Source organism: Microbispora sp. H10670, assembly GCF_014161385.1.
GTDB lineage: Bacteria > Actinomycetota > Actinomycetes > Streptosporangiales > Streptosporangiaceae > Microbispora > Microbispora triticiradicis.
Window position 1 is genome coordinate 76,432 of record NZ_JABBWW010000021.1, and the last position, 17,417, is coordinate 93,848.

Annotated in this window: 15 protein-coding genes; 7 read left to right on the plus strand and 8 right to left on the minus strand. The window is 73.5% G+C overall.

The features are described 5' to 3' along the window. The first annotated feature begins 92 nt into the window (after positions 1–92). The 3 genes from HHX33_RS25840 (at position 93) to HHX33_RS25850 (ending at position 2,597) form a co-directional block, all read left to right on the plus strand. Positions 93–989: a virginiamycin B lyase gene (locus tag HHX33_RS25840; protein ID WP_182876866.1), complete on the plus strand. Its 897-nt coding sequence runs from the start codon at positions 93–95 to the stop codon at positions 987–989. Between the two features lie 283 nt (positions 990–1,272). Next, positions 1,273–1,935 carry a sensor histidine kinase gene (locus tag HHX33_RS25845; protein WP_182876867.1) on the plus strand — a complete coding sequence of 221 codons (663 nt, stop codon included), beginning with the start codon at positions 1,273–1,275 and terminating at the stop codon, positions 1,933–1,935. Further along, positions 1,932–2,597 (plus strand): response regulator transcription factor, encoded by a 666-nt coding sequence (locus tag HHX33_RS25850; RefSeq protein ID WP_182876868.1) that lies wholly within the window; start codon positions 1,932–1,934, stop codon positions 2,595–2,597. Before HHX33_RS25845 ends, HHX33_RS25850 begins: the two co-directional genes overlap by 4 nt. A gap of 51 nt (positions 2,598–2,648) precedes the next feature. Here HHX33_RS25850 and HHX33_RS37390 read toward each other — a convergent pair whose 3' ends face one another. From HHX33_RS37390 to HHX33_RS25865, 3 genes are all read right to left on the minus strand, one after another. Continuing rightward, the gene (locus HHX33_RS37390; protein ID WP_182876870.1) at positions 2,649–5,756 is read right to left on the minus strand and encodes a tetratricopeptide repeat protein; all 3,108 of its coding nucleotides are present in this window, start codon (positions 5,754–5,756) and stop codon (positions 2,649–2,651) included. Between the two features lie 23 nt (positions 5,757–5,779). Continuing rightward, a complete protein-coding gene (locus HHX33_RS25860; RefSeq protein ID WP_182876871.1) occupies positions 5,780–6,190 on the minus strand; it encodes a hypothetical protein in 411 nt (136 codons plus the stop codon). 69 nt (positions 6,191–6,259) lie between these two features. After that, positions 6,260–8,563 (minus strand): phosphoketolase, encoded by a 2,304-nt coding sequence (locus HHX33_RS25865; RefSeq protein WP_182876872.1) that lies wholly within the window; start codon positions 8,561–8,563, stop codon positions 6,260–6,262. An 84-nt stretch (positions 8,564–8,647) separates the two neighbouring features. Here HHX33_RS25865 and HHX33_RS25870 point away from each other — a divergent pair, with 84 nt between their 5' ends. Further along, positions 8,648–9,157, plus strand: coding sequence for a MarR family winged helix-turn-helix transcriptional regulator (locus HHX33_RS25870; protein WP_111700313.1), 510 nt, complete (start codon positions 8,648–8,650; stop codon positions 9,155–9,157). A 93-nt stretch (positions 9,158–9,250) separates the two neighbouring features. Here HHX33_RS25870 and HHX33_RS25875 read toward each other — a convergent pair whose 3' ends face one another. From HHX33_RS25875 to HHX33_RS25890, 4 genes are all read right to left on the minus strand, one after another. Next, positions 9,251–9,730: a TspO/MBR family protein gene (locus HHX33_RS25875; protein ID WP_138460203.1), complete on the minus strand. Its 480-nt coding sequence runs from the start codon at positions 9,728–9,730 to the stop codon at positions 9,251–9,253. Between the two features lie 56 nt (positions 9,731–9,786). After that, positions 9,787–10,815 carry a DUF523 and DUF1722 domain-containing protein gene (locus HHX33_RS25880; RefSeq protein ID WP_310741528.1) on the minus strand — a complete coding sequence of 343 codons (1,029 nt, stop codon included), beginning with the start codon at positions 10,813–10,815 and terminating at the stop codon, positions 9,787–9,789. Continuing rightward, on the minus strand, positions 10,812–11,330 hold the full coding sequence (locus tag HHX33_RS25885) for an RNA polymerase sigma factor (protein ID WP_182876873.1): 519 nt from the start codon (positions 11,328–11,330) through the stop codon (positions 10,812–10,814). Before HHX33_RS25885 ends, HHX33_RS25880 begins: the two co-directional genes overlap by 4 nt. 112 nt (positions 11,331–11,442) lie before the next feature. Beyond that, complete coding sequence (locus HHX33_RS25890; protein ID WP_182876874.1) at positions 11,443–12,501, minus strand: MerR family transcriptional regulator; 1,059 nt, start codon at positions 12,499–12,501, stop codon at positions 11,443–11,445. A gap of 347 nt (positions 12,502–12,848) precedes the next feature. On the opposite strand from HHX33_RS25890, the gene crtI reads away from it, so the two are divergent. Genes crtI through plsX form a run of 3 tightly spaced genes read left to right on the plus strand, consistent with a single transcriptional unit; the run spans position 12,849 to position 16,328 of the window. After that, positions 12,849–14,375 carry a phytoene desaturase family protein gene (crtI, locus tag HHX33_RS25895; RefSeq protein ID WP_182876875.1) on the plus strand — a complete coding sequence of 509 codons (1,527 nt, stop codon included), beginning with the start codon at positions 12,849–12,851 and terminating at the stop codon, positions 14,373–14,375. Then, complete coding sequence (locus HHX33_RS25900; RefSeq protein WP_182876876.1) at positions 14,372–15,292, plus strand: phytoene/squalene synthase family protein; 921 nt, start codon at positions 14,372–14,374, stop codon at positions 15,290–15,292. Before crtI ends, HHX33_RS25900 begins: the two co-directional genes overlap by 4 nt. A gap of 1 nt (position 15,293) precedes the next feature. Then, entirely contained in the window at positions 15,294–16,328 is a 1,035-nt protein-coding gene (gene plsX, locus HHX33_RS25905) for a phosphate acyltransferase PlsX (protein ID WP_182876878.1), read from the plus strand. A gap of 58 nt (positions 16,329–16,386) precedes the next feature. Here plsX and HHX33_RS36490 read toward each other — a convergent pair whose 3' ends face one another. Next, positions 16,387–17,388 (minus strand): hypothetical protein, encoded by a 1,002-nt coding sequence (locus tag HHX33_RS36490; RefSeq protein ID WP_259402858.1) that lies wholly within the window; start codon positions 17,386–17,388, stop codon positions 16,387–16,389. Between the last annotated feature and the right edge of the window lie 29 nt (positions 17,389–17,417).

A 17,417-nucleotide genomic window follows, 5' to 3' on the forward strand; every position in this document is an offset into this window, starting at 1 on the left:
AACGGGTTGCCGTGCTTTGGCGCTGACGGGCAGGGAGTCGACGACCGCCTCGTTCCCGACGCCGCACGAGCGCCCTGACCCTGGAGCAGAAGTTGCGACACTCCGATCGTTCATCGGTCCGGGAACTCTCGGTCGCGGATGCGAAGGCCGGTCCCTACGGCATCACGACCGGGCCCGACGCCGCGTTGTGGCTCACCCTGGTCCACAGCGGTGAGATCGCCCGCCTGGCCGTCGACGGTGAGCTCAGCCGATATCCCGCGGGTTCCGCCGAGTGCAGGCCGAGCGTCATCACCGCGGGCCCGGACGGGGCACTGTGGTTCACCCGGTCCGCGGACGACCACATCGGCCGGATCACCGTCGACGGAACCCTCACGGCGTTCGCGTTGCCCGATCCCGGCGCCGGCCCCTTCGGCATCTGCGCGGGCCCGGACGGCGCCCTGTGGTTCACCGAGATGAACACCGACCGGATCGGCCGCATCACCACGGACGGACAGATCACCCACTTCGCCCTGCCCGCACAGGGAGCGTTCCCCTCCATGATCACCTCCGGCCCCGGCGACGCCCTGTGGTTCACCCTCAACCAGGCCAACGCCATCGGCCGGCTCGGCCTGGACGGCACCGTGACGCTCCACAGGCTGCCCACCGACGGCGCCGCACCGGTGGGCATCACGCGCGGGGCCGACGACGCGGTGTGGTTCGTGGAGATCGCCGCGGGGCAGATCGGCAGGCTCGGTGCGGACGGCGCGATCCAGGAGTTCCCGCTGCCCGATCGGAGCGCCAGGCCCCACGCCATCACCACGGCGCCCTCCGGAGAGTGCTGGTTCACCGAATGGGGCGCCAACCGCATCGGGTGCGTCACCCCCGCCGGGGTGATCACCCAGTACGACCTGCCCACCCCCTCGTCGGAACCCCACGGCATCGCCGTGGGCCCGGACGGTGCTGTGTGGACCGCCCTGGAAACAGGAGCGGTCGCCTGGCTGGCGCCGTGATGCCGCACTCCCTCCGCACTGCCTGGACGTGCCCGTCCTGAAGCCCGAGGGTCTCGGCCTTGTGCGGCCGGTTGCGGCCTGACGCCTGCTCCCTTCGGTGTAGTGCGTACGGCGAACGGTGCAGGGTCAAGTGACGATCGACGGACGACGCGTTCCCGCTGCGGCCCGGCCTAGCGTTTCTCGTCGAGACGGCCGGAGCTTCCGCAGCCCTTGAGTCCGCCGGTCCGCGCGGCTACGGAAAGCCGGACATGTCGTCGCCGCGGGTCTCACGTACGCCGCCGCGATGCGCTGGCGCGAGCGGCTGCGCGAAATCGACAGCCGTGCGCGCGTGGCCGAGGAACGGCTACGCGTCTCGCACGAGGTTCACGACGTCATCGCCCACACGCTGGCCGTCGTCGGCGTTCAGCTCAATGTCGCCGCCGACGCTCTGGAAGAGGACCCGGCCGCGGCGGCCGCCGCGTTGCGCCTGGCGAAGAACGTCAGGAACCGGGCGATGGCCGACCTCGGCTCCCTCATCACGGTCCTGCGCGACGACCCCGCCGACACCGCACCCCAGGCGGATCTGGCCTCCTTGGACGCTCTCATCGCCGACACCCGCGCCGCCGGGCTTGAGGTGACCCTCGACGAGCACGGCGACCGCGCGGTCGTCCCCGCCATCACCGCCATCGCCGTTCGCCGTGTCGTGCAGGAGTCCCTCGCCAACACGCTCAAGCACGCGGGGGCGAGCAAGGCCGAGGTGACGATCGACTACCGGCCTCACTCGGTCACCGTCGAGATCACCGACAACGGCGGCAGTACTCCAGGCGGCGCCGACGTCACTGAGGGCCATGGCCTGACCGGCATGCGCGAGCGGGTGAGCGCACTCGGGGGCACGCTCACCGCAGGGCCGGTCCCCGGCGGCTTCGCCGTGCGGGCCGACATCCCTGTGGCAGGCTCGACAGCGTGACGATCAAGGTGCTTCTCGCGGACGACCAGGCACTCGTACGGGCCGGTTTCCGCAGCCTGCTGGCCCGAGCCCGGGACATCACGGTCGTCGGCGAAGCCCAGGACGGCGACGAAGCCGTACGGCTGGCCGCGAGCACCCGCCCCGACGTGATCCTCATGGACATCCGCATGCCGGGCACCGATGGGATCACCGCCACGCGCCGCATCGTCACCGACCCGGCCGCTCCGGGCTGTCGCGTCGTCATCCTCACCACGTTCGACACCGACGAACACGTCTTCGCCGCCCTGCGCGCGGGAGCCAGCGGCTTCCTCACCAAAGAGGTCGAACCCGCCGAACTCCGCCGGGCGGTCGCCGCCGTCGCCGACGGAGACGCGCTCCTGTCTCCAGGGGTGACGCGCCGCGTCATCGAGCAGTTCGCCCACCGGCAGGACCTCACGCCCGGCATCGGGAAGCGGCTGGCCGTCCTCACCGCCCGGGAGCTGGAGACGGTCAGGCTCGTGGCGCTCGGACTCTCCAACAACGAGATCGCCGAGCGCCTCGTCATCAGTCCGCTCACCGCCAAGACCCACATCACCCGGGCCATCGCCAAGCTGAACGTGCGCGACAGGGTCCAGCTGGTCATCCTGGCCTACGAGAGCGGCCTGATCCGGCCCGGCACGTGACATCGGGATCAGTCGGATCCGGGATCCCGGAGGCTGTGGAGGTCGCTCTCGTCAGCCTTCGGTGGCGGAGGGTGGTTCCTTCATCCAGGTCGGGACGTCCTGGCCGGTGACCACGCGGAACTCGTCGGCCACAGCGGCGGCATCTCCCGCATAGGCGAGACGGAGCAGATCGGAGGCCGAGCCGATGATGTCCTGGGCGACGTACTCGGGCAGTTCCCGCGACGTCAGTAACGCCGCGGCAAGCGGTGTGACGGCGGCACGGAACCGGGAGTTCTCGATCAGCACATACCCCCAAGCCGTAAGACTTCTCAGGGCTTCGGGCAGGTGAGCGTCGCGGTTGAGCGCGGCCAGCTCGCCGTAGAGGCGGACGGCCTCCTCGCTGACCGGGACCGCCTCGACCCCCCGCCCGACCTGCGCCAGCAAGGCAGCGTGGTTGTTCAACGAGGAGGCCAGGTCGGGCAGATAGGCCTCCCGGTTGAGGGCAGCCAGCTCCGCGAAAAGGCGGACGGCCTCCTGATTGACCGGGACCGCCTCGGCCCGCCGCCCGACCTCCGCCAGCCGCAGAGCATTGCTCTGCAACGAGCCGGCCAGGTCGGGCAGATAGGCCTCCCGGTTGAGGGCAGCCAGCTCCGCGAAAAGGCGGACGGCCTCCTCACTGACCGGGACCGCCTCGGCCCCCCGCCCGACCCGCCCCAGCAAGGCAGCCTGGTTGGTCAACGAGGCGGCCAGGCCGGGCAGATAGGCGTCCCGGTTGAGCGCGGCCAGTTCGCCGTAGAGGCGGACGGCCTCCTCGCTGACCGGGACCGCCTCGGCCCCCCGCCCGACCCGCCCCAGCAAGGCAGCGTGGTTGGTCAGCGAGCCGGCCAGGTCGGGCAGATAGGCGTCCCGGTTGAGCGCGGCCAGTTCGCCGTAGAGGCGGACGGCCTCCTCGCTGACCGGGACCGCCTCGGCCCGCCGCCCGACGTCCGCCAACCGCAGAGCGTAATTGTTCAACGAGACGGCCAGGCCGGGCAGGTGGGCCTCCCGGTTGAGCTGAGCCAGCTCACCGAAGAGGCGGACGGCCTCCTCACCGATCGGGACCGCCTCGCCCCGCCGCCCGACCTCCCCCAGCAAGACAGCCTGGTTGCTCAGCGAGCCGGCCACGTTGGGCAGATAGGCCTCCCGGTTGAGCTGAGCCAGCTCACCGAAGAGGCGGACGGCCTCCTCGCTGACCGGGACCGCCTCGGCCCGCCGCCCGACCTCCGTCAACCGCAGAGCGTAATTGTTCAACGAGACGGCCAGGTCGGGCAGGTAGGCGTCCGGGTTCAGCGCGGCCAGTTCGCGGCGCAGGCGGACGGCCTCCTCACTGACCGGGACCGCCTCGCCCCACTGTCCGACCTCCGTCAGCCGGTTCGCATGGTTGTTCAACGAGTCGGCCAGTAGGGGCAGGTAGGCGTCCGGGTTCAGCGCGGCGAGCCGGCGCCAGAGTCCGACGGCCTGGTGGCCTTCGGCCAGCGCGCGTGTGTGCAGCTCCGCGTAGGACAGGCGGATGGCCAAGGCTTCGTGGAGGCGGGCACGGGTGGCCGGGTCGGTGGCGGCGGCCAGCCGGTTCTCGGCCAGGCGGGAGGCGACCGCGGCGGCCCCGATGTCGAGATCGATATGCCGCTGGGTGGGCAGCCTCGCCGCGATGGCCGCCAGCAGCCGGGCATCGATGTCGTCCAGGTCGGCCAGCCTGGTCAAAGCGGCGCCACCGGCGTGCACAGCCAGGTCAGGGGCGGCGGCCAGCAGCGGATACAACTGCTGCCGGGCCAGGTGGGGCCATCGGTGAGCGGCCTCGATCAGCGTGGTCACCGCATGCCGCGCCCACGTCGGCATGCTCCCGCCCTCAGCCGGCCCGTCACCGGCGCCGGCGGGCGGGGCCAGCAGCCGGGCGGGCGCCGCCTCCGCCCACGGATCGGCGGGAAAGTCGCAGGAATGGCCGGGGGTGGACAAGGCGATGAAGTCCTCGCCCAGACGGTCGGGGTACAACGGCTCCAGCACCGTGATGCTCGGGTGAGGAGCCGATACCGCTTCCGGTGAGGCCGGCCCCGCGGCGGGAGCTGTTGCGGGTGGGTAGCACACCGCGTGGTCCTTGAGGAGTTGCCCGGTCGCCTGGGTGGACTCGATGTCGGCGCGTGCCAGGGCGGCTTTGCCGTCGTCGTAGCCGAGCGGGCCGGTCAGCGTCGCGGTGTAGACGATCTGCCCCATCGCCTCCGGCGAGGTCGCCAGGGGTCTGTCCCGGCGGGGGGAGGCCATCGCCTCCCAGTGATCCCGCTCACGCGCCAGCAGGAACTGCGACACCCGCACCGGATCGGCGGGCGGTTGCTGGCCACGCTCGGCCGCCAGCACCGCGGCCAACGCGGCCATGTGCACGGTCAGCACCAGCCGATAGGCCTCATGCCGCTCCAGCGCGGACGGCACCGCCACCGAGCCGGCTCCGGGCACCTGCAGAAGTTCGGCGAACCGGTCACGGGCCGCGGCGAAAAGCCCCGCACGGCTGATCCCGGTCTCCTGCTCCAGCGGCTCCAGCTCCCGTCGGCCGGGCATCAGGCCAAGATCGCGGTGCATCCGCCCCCTCAGGCTGTCCCACCAGGTGCCGGCCGGGCGGGCCAGCAGCAGCACCCGCACCGGCAGCCGCCCGGGCAGATGCGCGTCACGCAACAGGGTGAGCAGGTCGGCGGTGTCCCACCGCTCGGCGTAGTCCACCACCACCAGCACCCCGGCCGCCTCTTCGAAGGTGGGAACCTCGAACTCTGATGCGGTGGATCGATCACGCCGGTGATGGGCCGCCAGCACCACCCACCCCCGCTGCCGCCACAGGCCCGCCACGTGTCCGGCCAGCCGGGTCTTGCCCTGACCACCCGGCCCATGGATCAGATGCACCGCCACGTTCTGCCCGGTGGCCGTATCCCGCCAGCTCGTCAGCTCTTCCAGCAGATCGTGGCGGCCGGTGAAGGCGACGAGCGCGTGCGAGGCACGCAGCAGCTCACTGGGCTGCGCCCGCGCCTCCCCCGCAGCCGGAGGCGACGCCGGTGCGGGCCACGGCGCCCACCGGTACGGCTCCTCGCCCCCGTACACGATCAGGTCCCCGGCCGCCTGGTAGATCCGGGCCAGCCCCGAACCCTCCGCATGCTGGACCACTTTGCGTGACCCACGCGACGGCCTCACCGCTCGTCGACGTCTCGGCCGGCCTGATCCACCTGGCCGTCCTCGGCGGCCTCGGCCCGCTGCCACACCGACCGTGCTTCACCGCCGGCCACGCCACCCGCCGCAGCGTGGTCGTCGCCTCCGACCCGCCGCGCCGGACCGGCGGTGATGTCACGGCCGGCCTGAGAAACGCGGCCACGGCCGGTGGCCCTGGCCCGCTGCCGCACACCACCGCCGCCGCCGCTTCCCCGCTCGGCGACCAGCCCGTACACCGCCACCCCCAGCCCGGCCAGGCCGACGAACAACCCGACCACGCTGGCCAGCTTGTCCGCCTTGTCCAGCCCCACCCGGGACAGGTAGACGCCCAGCCCGGCCAGGGCCGCCACCGCGACCCCGGCCCCGCCCCATACCGGCACCGCTCCGCGCATACCGGCATCATCGACCACCCATCAGGATCACGTCAGGTGATTGCCCGACACACAGGCCGGCGTCCCGGTTCAGGAGGCGGGCCAGGTCCAGTCGCGGATCTCGGCGGGGTCCTCGCCGTACTCGCGGGTGTGGGCGCGGGCGCGCAACCGGGCGTCGGCCATGCGCTGGCGCAGGTGGGCGGCCGTGCTGCCCAGGCCGGGCACCCGGTCGATCACGTCCATCACCAGGTGGTAGCGGTCGATGTCGTTGAGCATCGCCATGTCGAACGGCGTGGTGGTGGTGCCCTCCTCCTTGTATCCGCGCACGTGCAGGTTCTCGTGTCCCGTACGCCGGTAGGTCAGGCGGTGGATCAGCCATGGGTAGCCGTGGAAGTTGAAGATGATCGGCCGGTCGGTGGTGAACAGCGCGTCGAACTCCACGTCGCGCAGCCCGTGCGGGTGCTCGGAGGCCGGCTGCAGCCGCATGAGGTCGACCACGTTGACCACCCGCACCTTCAGTTCGGGCAGGTGCTCGCGCAGCATCGCCGCGGCGGCGAGGGTCTCCAGGGTCGGCACGTCGCCGGCGCAGGCCAGCACCACGTCGGGATGGGCGCCCTCGTCGGTGGAGGCCCACTCCAGGATCCCCAGCCCGCGGGCGCAGTGGACGGCCGCCTCGTCCATGCTCATCAGGTCGAGCACGGGCTGCTTGCCGGCGACGACGACGTTGACGTAGTCGCGGGAGCGCAGGCAGTGGTCGGCGGTCGACAGCAGCGTGTTGGCGTCCGGCGGCAGGTACACCCGCACCACCTCGGCCTTCTTGTTGACCACCACGTCGAGGAACCCGGGGTCCTGGTGGCTGAAGCCGTTGTGGTCCTGCCGCCACACGTGCGAGGACAGCAGGTAGTTCAGCGAGGCCACCGGCCTGCGCCAGGGGATCTTGCGGGACGACTCCAGCCACTTGGCGTGCTGGTTGAACATCGCGTCGACGATGTGGATGAACGCCTCGTAGCAGTTGAACAGCCCGTGGCGGCCGGTCAGCAGGTAGCCCTCCAGCCAGCCCTGGCACTGGTGCTCGCTGAGCACCTCCATCACGCGGCCGGCCGGGCCGAGGTTCTCGTCCGTCGGCAGCAGGGCCGCCTCCCACTCCTTGCCGGTGGCCTCGAACACCGCCGACAGCCGGTTGGACGCGGTCTCGTCCGGGCCGAGGAGCCGGAAGTTCTCCGGGTTGGCGGCGATCACGTCCCGCAGGAACCCGCCCAGCACGCGGGTCGGCTCGCTGGAGGCGGTGGCCGGGCTCTTGACCTCCACGGCGTAGTCGCGGAAGTCGGGCAGCACGAGGGGGCGCAGCAGCTCACCGCCGTTGGCGTGCGGGTTCGCGCTCATCCGCAGCGGCCCGTCCGGCACCGTGGCCGTGACGGCCTCGACCGGCCGGCCGTCGGCGTCGAACAGCTCCCCGGGCCGGTAGGAGAGCATCCACTCCCGCAGCGCCTCCAGGCGGTCGGGGCGGTCGCGCACATCGGTCAGCGGCACCTGGTGGGCGCGCCAGGTGCCCTCCACCGGCAGCCCGTCCACCTCCCGGGGGCCGGTCCAGCCCTTGGGCGTACGCAGCACGATCATCGGCAGCGGGCCGCCGTCGGCCATCTCGTCGAACACCGTGTCCAGGGTCCGCGCCATCAGCTCGTGCATCTCGGCCGGCTCGTCGCCGGAGACGACGTGGGGGCGGTAGCCGTACCCCTCGAACAGCTTGAGCAGCTCGGGCTCGGGGATACGGGCCAGCACGGTGGGGTTGGCGATCTTGTAGCCGTTGAGGTGCAGGATCGGCAGCACCACCCCGTCGCCGGCCCGGTTGAGGAACTTGTTGGAGTGCCAGGCGGTGGCCAGCGGGCCGGTCTCGGCCTCGCCGTCCCCGACGACGCACGCCACCACCAGGCGGGGGTTGTCGAAGGCCGCGCCGTACGCGTGGGACAGGGCGTAGCCGAGTTCGCCGCCCTCGTGGATGGAGCCGGGAGTCTCAGGGGCCACGTGGCTGGGGATGCCGCCGGGGAAGGAGAACTGGCGGAACAGCCGGCGCATGCCGGTCGCGTCGCGGGTGACGTGGGGATAGCGCTCGGTGTAGGTGCCCTCCAGCCAGGCGTGGGCCACCGCGGCCGGGCCGCCGTGCCCGGGACCGGCGATGTAGATCATCTCTTGGTCGCGTTCCCGGATGACCCGGTTCAGGTGGGCGAAGCAGAAGTTGAGCCCGGGGGTGGTGCCCCAGTGGCCCAGCAGCCGCGGCTTGACGTGCTCGGCGATCAGCGGCTCGGTCAGCAGCGGGTTGTCCATCAGGTAGATCTGCCCGACGGACAGGTAGTTCGCGGCCCGCCAATAGGCGTCGATGCGCTCCATTTCGTCCATGCCCTGAGACTTTCCTGACGGGAACGATCGAACCAGGGTCTTTGGCCCACAAAGATTGTGCCGACCGACCGGTAGTCTTGGCGCATGTCCGGCACGCGATGGCTCGACGATGAGGAGCAGCGCACCTGGCGCGCTTACATCAGGACGAGCCAGCTCCTCCAGGACGCCCTAGAACGGCAGTTGCAGCGTGACTCGGGCATCCCGCACACCTATTACATGATCCTCGTGGTGCTCTCCGAGTCGCCGGGCCGGACCATGACGATGAGCGAGTTGTCCTCCATTCTCCGATACTCCGTCAGCCGCCTCTCCCACGCCGTCTCGCGGCTGGAGGAGAAGGGCTGGGTGCGGCGGGTCAAGCGGCCCGAGGACCGGCGCACGACCGTCGCCGAGCTCACCGACGAGGGCTTCGCGGCGCTCGTGCAGGCCGCGCCGGGCCACGTGGAGGAGGTCCGCCGCGTGCTGTTCGACCCCCTCACCCCGGCCCAGGTGCGGAGGTTCCGGGAGGTCCTCACCACGATCCTCACGGCTTTTGAATCCCAGGAACCGCCGGGCGAGGACGAGCGGCCCCGCCAGCTCGACCCCGCGGCTCCATGACGGCCTCCTGAGATCCAGTCCGCCGGCATCTTGCAGCCGCGCGGGTCTGACCGCTTTCGCGGCGGGTCACGGCGGCAGGCCGAGCGGGACCGGTCAGGCCCGGGGGTTGCGGCGGGCGATGGAGGCGTTGAGCGCGGTGGCGAAGAGCGTCCACCCCGTGTACGGCAGCAGCAGGAGCCCCGCCGCGCGGTCCTGGCGCAGGAAGCGGCGGGTCAGCAGGACGTTCGACGCGTTGAGCGCGACCAGTTCGGCGAGCGCGAGGCGCGGGTTGCGGGCCTTGAAGAACAGCGGCGGCCAGGCCGCGTTCAGCGCCAGGTTCGCCGCGAGCGCCCGGCGCAGGGCCGGCCGGGAGCGCTCGTCCCCCACGGAGAGCGCGCGGGCGGACGCGTAGGCGATCGTCGCGTACAGCGGCGTCCACACCAGTCCGTACGCCTGCCTCGGCGGCTGCCAGGAGGGCTTGCGCAGCCGGTGGTACCAGGAGGAACGGGGGTCGGTGCCGAGGCCGCCGGCCACGGCGGCGGCGGTCACGGCGAGGGCGGTGCCGGTCAGCGTCTTCTTCGAGGTGCGTCCCATAAGGAGCCTTTCTTCCCTTCCAGCCAGCCGTATGCACCGGTCCCCGCATGCCCCCGTCAGGCGGGGACGTGGTTGCGCAGGCGCAGCGCGTCCGGGTAGGGCGACAGGTAGGTCTGCTCCTGGACCTGGCCGGCTCCGGCGCCCTTCGCGTGGTGGCGCAGCAGGGCCAGCGGCACGGCGAGGGCGACCCGGTGCGCCCGGTACGCCTCGATGACCTCGGTGAGGTCGGCCCGGCGGACCGGGTCGAGGTCACCGCTGATCCGGCCGAGGAAGTGGTGCAGCACGTTGACGTGGCGCCCGATCGTGGCCCTGACCAGGAGGGCGGTGCGGAAGGCCCAGCCGTACTCGCGGGCCAGCGTCTCCCGGGGCAGGTCGCCCGCGGCGGCCACGAGCCGCCCGATCACGCGGTACGCCGCGGGCGAGTGGGCGAGGATCTGCATCTTGTGCCGGGCGTGGAAGCCGACCAGGTCGCGGGGGCGCCAGTCGCCGGACAGCAGCGCCCGCAGCCGGGCCGCGGCGAAGATCCGTTCGACGAACGCCTCCCGCAGCACGGCGTCGTGCAGCCGGCCCTCGTCCTCGACGACCAGAGACGGGTGGGCGCCGGTGATCGCGGAGGCGAAGAGGCCGGGACCGCGGCGCCCGGGGGCGCCGGGGGCGGACCCGCCGTACACGGGGACGCCGTGGAGCCCGCAGCTCGGGCTCTTCGACTTGAAGACGTAGCCGTCGACGGCGCCGATCTCCGCCGCCCGCTCGGCGGCGAGGCCGGCCATCTCGGCGGTCAGGTCCCGGCGCGTCCGCCGGGTCATCAGCCGGGGCCCGTCCGTGCCGCGCTCCAGCCGGAGCGTCTCGCGGGGCGCGCCGAGGCCGATCTCCATCTCGGGGCAGATCGGCACCCAGTCCACGTACTCGTCCAGCTCGCCGGCGAGGAACCGGTCGCGGCTGTGGCCGCCGTTGAACCGCACGGGAGCGCCCAGCAGGCAGCTCGACACCGCCACCCTCGGCCTGACCTGCGTCGCCGCGCTCTCCAGTGTGCTCTCCACCGCGGCCTCCGTCGTGCTCTCCGTCGTGCTCTCCGTCGTGTTCACGCCGCCTCCAGCAGTGCGGACAGCCGGTGCAGACCCCGGGCCGTGCGAGCCTTGACGGTGCCGAGCGGGACCCGCAGGTGCTCGGCGATCTCGCGCTGGGTCAGGTCGCCGTAGTACGCCAGCTCGATCGCCTGGCGCTGCACCTGCGGCAGCGCGGCCAGCGCCCGGAGCACCCGGTCGCGGTCGGCGAGTTCGTCGCCGTCCTGCCGCCCGTCGTGTCCCGCCGGGTCGGGGACCGCCTCCAGCGGCACCGTCGTCGGCGTGCGCGCCCGCAGGTGGTCGACGGCGCGGTTGTGGGCGATCCCGAACAGCCAGGCCGGCAGGCTCCGGCCCGGGTCGAAGCGGTGCCGGAACCGCCAGACCTCCGTGAAGACGACCTGGAGGACGTCTTCCACATCCTGCGGCGGCACAAGTTTGCGCAGGTAGGAGCGCACGGCCGGGGAGTGCTCTCGGTAGCACTCTCCCAGGGCGCCCGTGTCACCCGCGGCGAGGCGGAACTCCAGCGTCGTCTCCATGGTCCCCCCATGCCCCAAGAACTTATTCAAAACCTATTCATAGCCCCCCGCGCGTCGTCATGGCAACAAAATCGACCGAGCCCCAGGTCAAGAGTGCGCCAAAGAGGGCGAATTACCGCAGAGTGGTCATTACCGCCGAGATGGCGTCACGAAACGTAGTCACCCGAACGACTTCCGTAGGCATGCCCTCGCCCCACCCCGGGCCACCGGCGATGACCCGGCACGCGGGGCGGAGCCCCGGCAGGCCGCCGAGCGGGGCCGGCTCACCGGTCGCGGGGGTCTGCGACCAGACGAACACCGCCGCCGGGCCGACCCGGCGCATGGCGTCCGCCAGCGCGGAGTACGGCGTGCGGGCCCCCAGCACCCGGGTCTCCACCGCGAGGCCGGCGAGCGCGGCGGCGAGCGCCTGGATCGCCAGGGTGTGCTGCTCCTCCTCGGCGGCGGCCAGCAGGACCGGCCGGGGGTGGACGGGCGCGGGCGCGTGCGCGGAGAAGCGCACCAGGGCGGCCTGGAGCCTGTTGGAGAACAGGTGCTCGATGTCGATCCCGGCTCCGGTCTCCCACTGCCGGCGGCTGATCGCCGCGAACACCGGCAGCGCGAGCCGCTCCCACGTCCACAGCACGCCGTGCGCGGCCAGCGCCGCGTCCAGGGCCACGCTCACGGCCGGGGCGTCCATCGCCGCCACGGCGCGGGCCAGCATGGCCGCGGACAGCAGGCCGGGTTCCGCGGCCGGCGATTCGGCCTCACGCGCGGCCTCGGGCGGCGCGGAGGGGCCCGCGAGGCGGCCCGCGTCGCGGCGCGCCGGGCGCCCCGATGCCGCGGCCGCCCCTCCTGGCGGGGGCGCCGCCTGCTCACCGGCCCCCGGCTCCCCGGTGCTCCGCTCCCCCGCCGCGGGCGGGCGCTGCCGCAGCGCCAGCCTGGCGGCGTCGGCCGGCGGCATCCCCGACCGGACCAGCCTGTTCATCTCCTGGAGGCGGCGCAGGTCCGCCTCGTCGTAGCGACGGTGTCCGCCGGGGCTGCGCCTGCTCGGGCCGATGCCGTATCTGAGGTTCCAGGTGCGCAGCGTGGACGCGGGCACGCCGAGCCGGCGGGCGACGGCTCCGATGCCGTACCCCGGCTCCTCCTCGGAGACGGCGTCGCCGCCCGTCTCCGGCTGCCCCTCCCGCCTCACCCGCTCACCCCGTGTCCGTCCGCTGCTTCCGAGTGCTTCCAGCCGCTGCTTCCGGCCCGCGCTTCCGCTTACGGCCGCCGTTTCCCGCGGCCCGTCGTGGCTCGGGCCCCTGCCGTCCCGCCGCTCCCGTCCTCCGGCCACCACGTCGTTCCGGCCGCCCCTCGCCTTGTTTCGGCCGGGAGGCCCCGTACGGATGCAACCGCGCGGATGCAACCGCCGGAGCGGGAGGGCGCGAAAACTCTACTGACGGCGCCGCCGATCACGGAACCGGCCGCCGATCACCGAAGCGTCCGCCGATCACCGACCGAAGGAGCACCGCGCATGACGACGACCCGCAGGACCGTCTGGTGACCGCGGGCGGGCCGGTCGTGGTCGTCGGCGCGGGCCTCGGCGGCCTGGCCGCCGCCATGCGCCTCGCCGGAGCCGGCCGTGAGGTGACGGTGGTCGAGGCCTCCGACGCACCGGGCGGCTGCTGCGGCACGGCCGCCCTGGGCGAGCACCGCGTCGACACCGGCCCCTCCGTGCTGACCATGCCGGGGGTGCTGGCCGACGCCTTCGCCGCGGCCGGGCAGGACATGGAGCGCTGGCTGCCGCTGCGCCGGCTCGACCCGTACTACCGGCTGACCTTCCACGACGGGTCGCGACTCGACGTGGTCGCGGGCGCGGACGCCATGGAGGACCAGGTGCGGGAGCTGTGCGGGCCCGCGGAGGCCGCCCGTTACCGCCGGTTCCGCCGGCTGCTCGGAGAGATGTTCGAGGCCGAGTGGGACGCGTTCATCGACCGGGACATGACCCGGCTGCGCGCGCTGGCCCGGCCGTACGCGCTGGCCCGGCTGACCGCGCTCGGCGGCTTCCGCCGGCTGGACCGCCTCGTGCGGAGCCACCTCACCGACGAGCGGCTGATCAGGGCGCACACGTTCCAGTCGCTGTACGTCGGCAGGTCGCCGCAGCGCGCGCTCGGCGTGTACGCGGTGATCGCCCACATGGACACCGTCGGCGGGGTCTACTTCCCCCGCGAGGGTGGCATGCACGCCGTCCCCCGGGCCATGGCCGCCGCCGCGGAGAAGGCCGGGGCGGTCCTCCGGTACGGCGTGCGGGCCACCCGGATCGAGACCGACGGCGCCGGGGTGACGGCCGTACGGCTCGACACGGGCGAGCGGCTCGCGGCCCGGCACGCGGTGGTGGCCTGCGACCTCGTCCGGGCCCACGGCGCCGGCGGCGACGGCCTGCTGCCGGAGGAGGCGGCCGACTGGCGGCTGCGCCGTCCCCGGTTCTCCCCTTCGTGCCTGGTGGCGCACTTCGCCCTCGACCGGCGGCCGGACGGCCAGGCCCACCACACCCTGCACTTCGGGCGGGAATGGCGGGCGACGTTCGGGGCGCTGGAGGCCGGTCGCCCGCAGCCGGACCCGAGCCTGCTGGTGACCTGTCCACAGAACCACGGGCCACAAGACCACCACGGACCACACGACCACGGGCCCGGCGACCTCGGGCCCGGTGAGGCGGGCCCCGCCGTGCTGAGCGTGCTGGAGCCCACCGCGAACCTGGAGGGCGGCGCGGACTGGGCCGCCCTCACCCCACGTCTCGTGGACCGCATGCTCGACCGGCTCTCCGGCCTCGGGTACGGCGACCTGTCCGCGACACCCCGGCTCGTGTTCGATCCCCCCGCCTGGCGGCGGCGTGGCCACTCCGCGGGCACGCCGTTCGCCCTCGACGCCCGTTTCACCCAGACGGCCTGGTTCCGGCCGTCCGGCGCGGCCCGGCGGGTCCCCGGCCTCCACTTCGCGGGCATGTACACGGCCCCCGGCGTCGGAGTGCCGCCCGTGCTGATCTCCGGCCGCCTGGCCGCCGAACGCATCCTGGAGAGCACTCCATGAGAACGTCGTCCCCTCCGTCGTCCGCCACGCTGACGGCGGCCTATGAGCGGTGCCGCAGGCTGCACGCCCGCTACGGCCGCTCCTACTACCTGGCCACCCGGCTGCTGCCCTCCTGGAAACGGCCGCACGTCCACGCGTTGTACGGCTTCGCCCGCTACGCCGACGAGATCGTCGACTCCTTCGGGATGAGCGGCGACCGGTCCCAGGCGCTGGAGCGGCTGGCCTCCCGGCTGACCGCCGCGCTGGGCGGGGAGCCGGTCCGCGACCCGGTGCTGCCCGCCTTCGCGCACACGGTCAGGGCCTTCGGGATCGACCACGCCGACGTGAGGGCGTTCCTGGCGTCCATGCGGGCCGACCTGACCGTGGGCAGGTACGCGACGTACGACGACCTGCTGGGTTACATGGAGGGCTCGGCGGCGGCCATCGGGACGATGATGCTGCCCGTGCTGGAGCCCCTGCCCGGGGAGGACGAGCGGGCCCGCGAGCCCGCGCGGCAGCTCGGACTGGGATTCCAGCTCACCAACTTCATCCGCGACGTGCGCGAGGACCTCGCGCGGGGCCGGATCTACCTGCCGCTGGCCGACCTCGACAAGTTCGGCGTGACCCCGGCCGACCTCGCCGCGCCGCACGCCACCCCGGCCGTACGCGACCTCGTGGCCCTGAACTGCGAACGCGCCCGTGACCACTACCGCCGGGCGTGGGAGGGGATCGCGCTGCTCGCGCCGTCGTCGCGGCCCTGCATCCGCGCGGCGTACGAGCTGTACGGCGGGATCCTGGACGAGATCACGGCGGCCGGTCACGACGTGCTGGCGAGGCGGGCCACGGTGCCACGCGGGCGCAGGCTCGCGATCTTCACCCGGAACCTGCTCGCGGCCCGCGCCGCCGCGCAGGCCGAGCGCCGGGTGGGGGTGGCCTGACATGCGGGACGTGCCGAACGCCTCGCCGGTCGTGGTGGACGCCATGGGCGGAGACCACGGGCCCGCCGAGATCGTCCGGGGGGCGGTCCAGGCCCGGCGGGAGCACGGCGTGCCGGTCGTCCTCACCGGCCGGGCGGGCGTCGTGCGCGCGGAACTGGCCCGGCTCGGGGCGGTGGGCGAGATCGACGTGGCGCACGCCGACGACGTCGTCCCGATGACCGAGCGCGGCGCGGGGGCGGTCCGCATGGCCCACTCCAGCCTGGCCGTCGGGCTCGGCCTCGTCCGGGACGGAGCCGGCGCGGCCTTCGTGTCGGCCGGTTCCACGGGAGCCGTCGCCGCCTGCGCGACCGACCGGCTGGGCCCCGCGCCCGCCGTACTGCGCCCCGCGCTGGCCGTGGCGCTGCCGACGACGGCGGGCGGGGCCACCGTGCTGATCGACGCCGGCGCCACCGTGGACCCCACTCCCGAGATGCTCGCCCAGTTCGCCCTGCTCGGAGCGTCGTACGCGCAGCTCGTGCTGGGCGTGGCGGAGCCCCGCGTGGGGCTGCTGTCGATCGGCGCCGAGCCCGGCAAGGGGAACCGGCTGACCCGCCGGGCCGAGACCCTGCTGCGCGACCTGCCGCTGCGCTTCCACGGCCCGGTCGAGGGCGGCGACGTGCTCACCGGGGTGGCCGACGTGATCGTGACCGACGGCTTCACCGGCAACGTCGTGCTGAAGAACGTCGAGGGCACCGTCCGGGCCACGCTCGCCCTGCTGGCCACAGAGGTCGGCGCGGGGGTCGGCACTGTGGACGGCGCGGGGCTCGGCGCCCAGGACGCGGCCGGTCCCGAGGCGCTGCGGCGGGTGGCCGGCCGCTACGACCCTGAGACGCACGGCGGCGCGGCGCTGCTCGGCCTGACCGGCACCGTCGTGGTGGCCCACGGCTCCTCACGGGCCTCGACCATCGCGCGGGCCTGCGTCGTGGCCCACGATCTGGCCCGGGGCGAGGTCGTGGCCCGCCTCGGCGATCGTCTCGCCGTCCGCCCCGCCCGTTGAGACAGCGGTGAGACGGGGTGAGACGTTCGTGACCCCTGATGACATGGGGGTGGGACCGTCACGACCCTGGCGCCGCGCCCGGCGGGCGACCGGCGCCCGGGTCGGCCTGGGGGCCGGCGAGGAGGGCGGCGACGGAATCGGCGAGGGGGTCGGCACCGTCCCAGGTGCCCGTGCTCGCGTACGGCACGAACCGGGCGAACAGCTCCTCGGAGTACCAGTCGTGCGCGCGGACGCGCTCGATCACCTCGCGGTGCGCGCGGCCCGCGTAGGCGAACGCGCGTACGGCGGCGGCGTCACGCCACAGGGAGAAGGTCGCCTGCCGCGCCAGCGGCCACTCCCCCAGCCCGACCGAGGCGAGGCAGCCCTCCTGCGCCCGCAGGAGCCGGTCGACGGAGGGGACGGACCGGTAGAACGCCAGGAGCCGCGACGGCCGGATCGACGCCCGGGTGAGCACCGCCACCGGTCCGCCACCCGCCCGCTCCCCCGGAGACCCCGCCGGCGAGGACGCCCTTTCCCGAGCGGCAAGGCGCTCCAGGCCCGAGGGCTCCCGCCCCTGTGTGAGACGTTCCGCGCCCGAAAGCACTGTCTCCTGAGCGAGATGCTCCAGGCGCGGAGGCGCCATGCCCTGGGCGAGATGCTCCAGGCCCGGCGGCGTCATGCCCTGGGCGAGATGCTCCACGCCCGGCGGCGTCATGCCCTGGGCGAGATGCTCCACGCCCGGCGGCGTCATGCCCTGGATCGGGTGCTGCCCGGTCCGAGGGGTGAGGGGCGCAGGGGTGAAGGATGCGGGGGTGAACGGCTCGACGCCGTTCCAGCGGCCGCGCGAGGAGATCGGCGCGAGCCGTACGTGCCAGGTCTCGACGGCCTCGCGCCGCCAGCGCGCCGGGATCGGCGAGCGCTCCAGGAACTCCTCCAGCGCCCGCTCGTCCCGCCACACGGCCAGCAGCGCCCAGCGGCGCAGGTCGGCGCCGAGCGTCGTGGACGGCCCCCGGCCGGTGCCGAGCAGCCGCCAGAACAGCAGTCCGGGGGTCCGGCGCAGCACCGGACGGTCGAAGGCCATGTGGCGCATCGCCCCCCGATCCGCGTACC

Coding starts and splice junctions, on each gene's coding strand:
- HHX33_RS25845 (WP_182876867.1), top strand. CDS start 1,273: ATGCGCTGGCGCGAGCGGCTGCGCGAAATCGACAGCCGTGCGCGCGTG.
- HHX33_RS25860 (WP_182876871.1), bottom strand. CDS start 6,190: ATGCGCGGAGCGGTGCCGGTATGGGGCGGGGCCGGGGTCGCGGTGGCG.
- HHX33_RS25865 (WP_182876872.1), bottom strand. CDS start 8,563: ATGGACGAAATGGAGCGCATCGACGCCTATTGGCGGGCCGCGAACTAC.
- HHX33_RS25870 (WP_111700313.1), top strand. CDS start 8,648: ATGTCCGGCACGCGATGGCTCGACGATGAGGAGCAGCGCACCTGGCGC.
- HHX33_RS25875 (WP_138460203.1), bottom strand. CDS start 9,730: ATGGGACGCACCTCGAAGAAGACGCTGACCGGCACCGCCCTCGCCGTG.
- HHX33_RS25885 (WP_182876873.1), bottom strand. CDS start 11,330: ATGGAGACGACGCTGGAGTTCCGCCTCGCCGCGGGTGACACGGGCGCC.
- HHX33_RS25900 (WP_182876876.1), top strand. CDS start 14,372: ATGAGAACGTCGTCCCCTCCGTCGTCCGCCACGCTGACGGCGGCCTAT.
- plsX (WP_182876878.1), top strand. CDS start 15,294: ATGCGGGACGTGCCGAACGCCTCGCCGGTCGTGGTGGACGCCATGGGC.
- HHX33_RS36490 (WP_259402858.1), bottom strand. CDS start 17,388: ATGGCCTTCGACCGTCCGGTGCTGCGCCGGACCCCCGGACTGCTGTTC.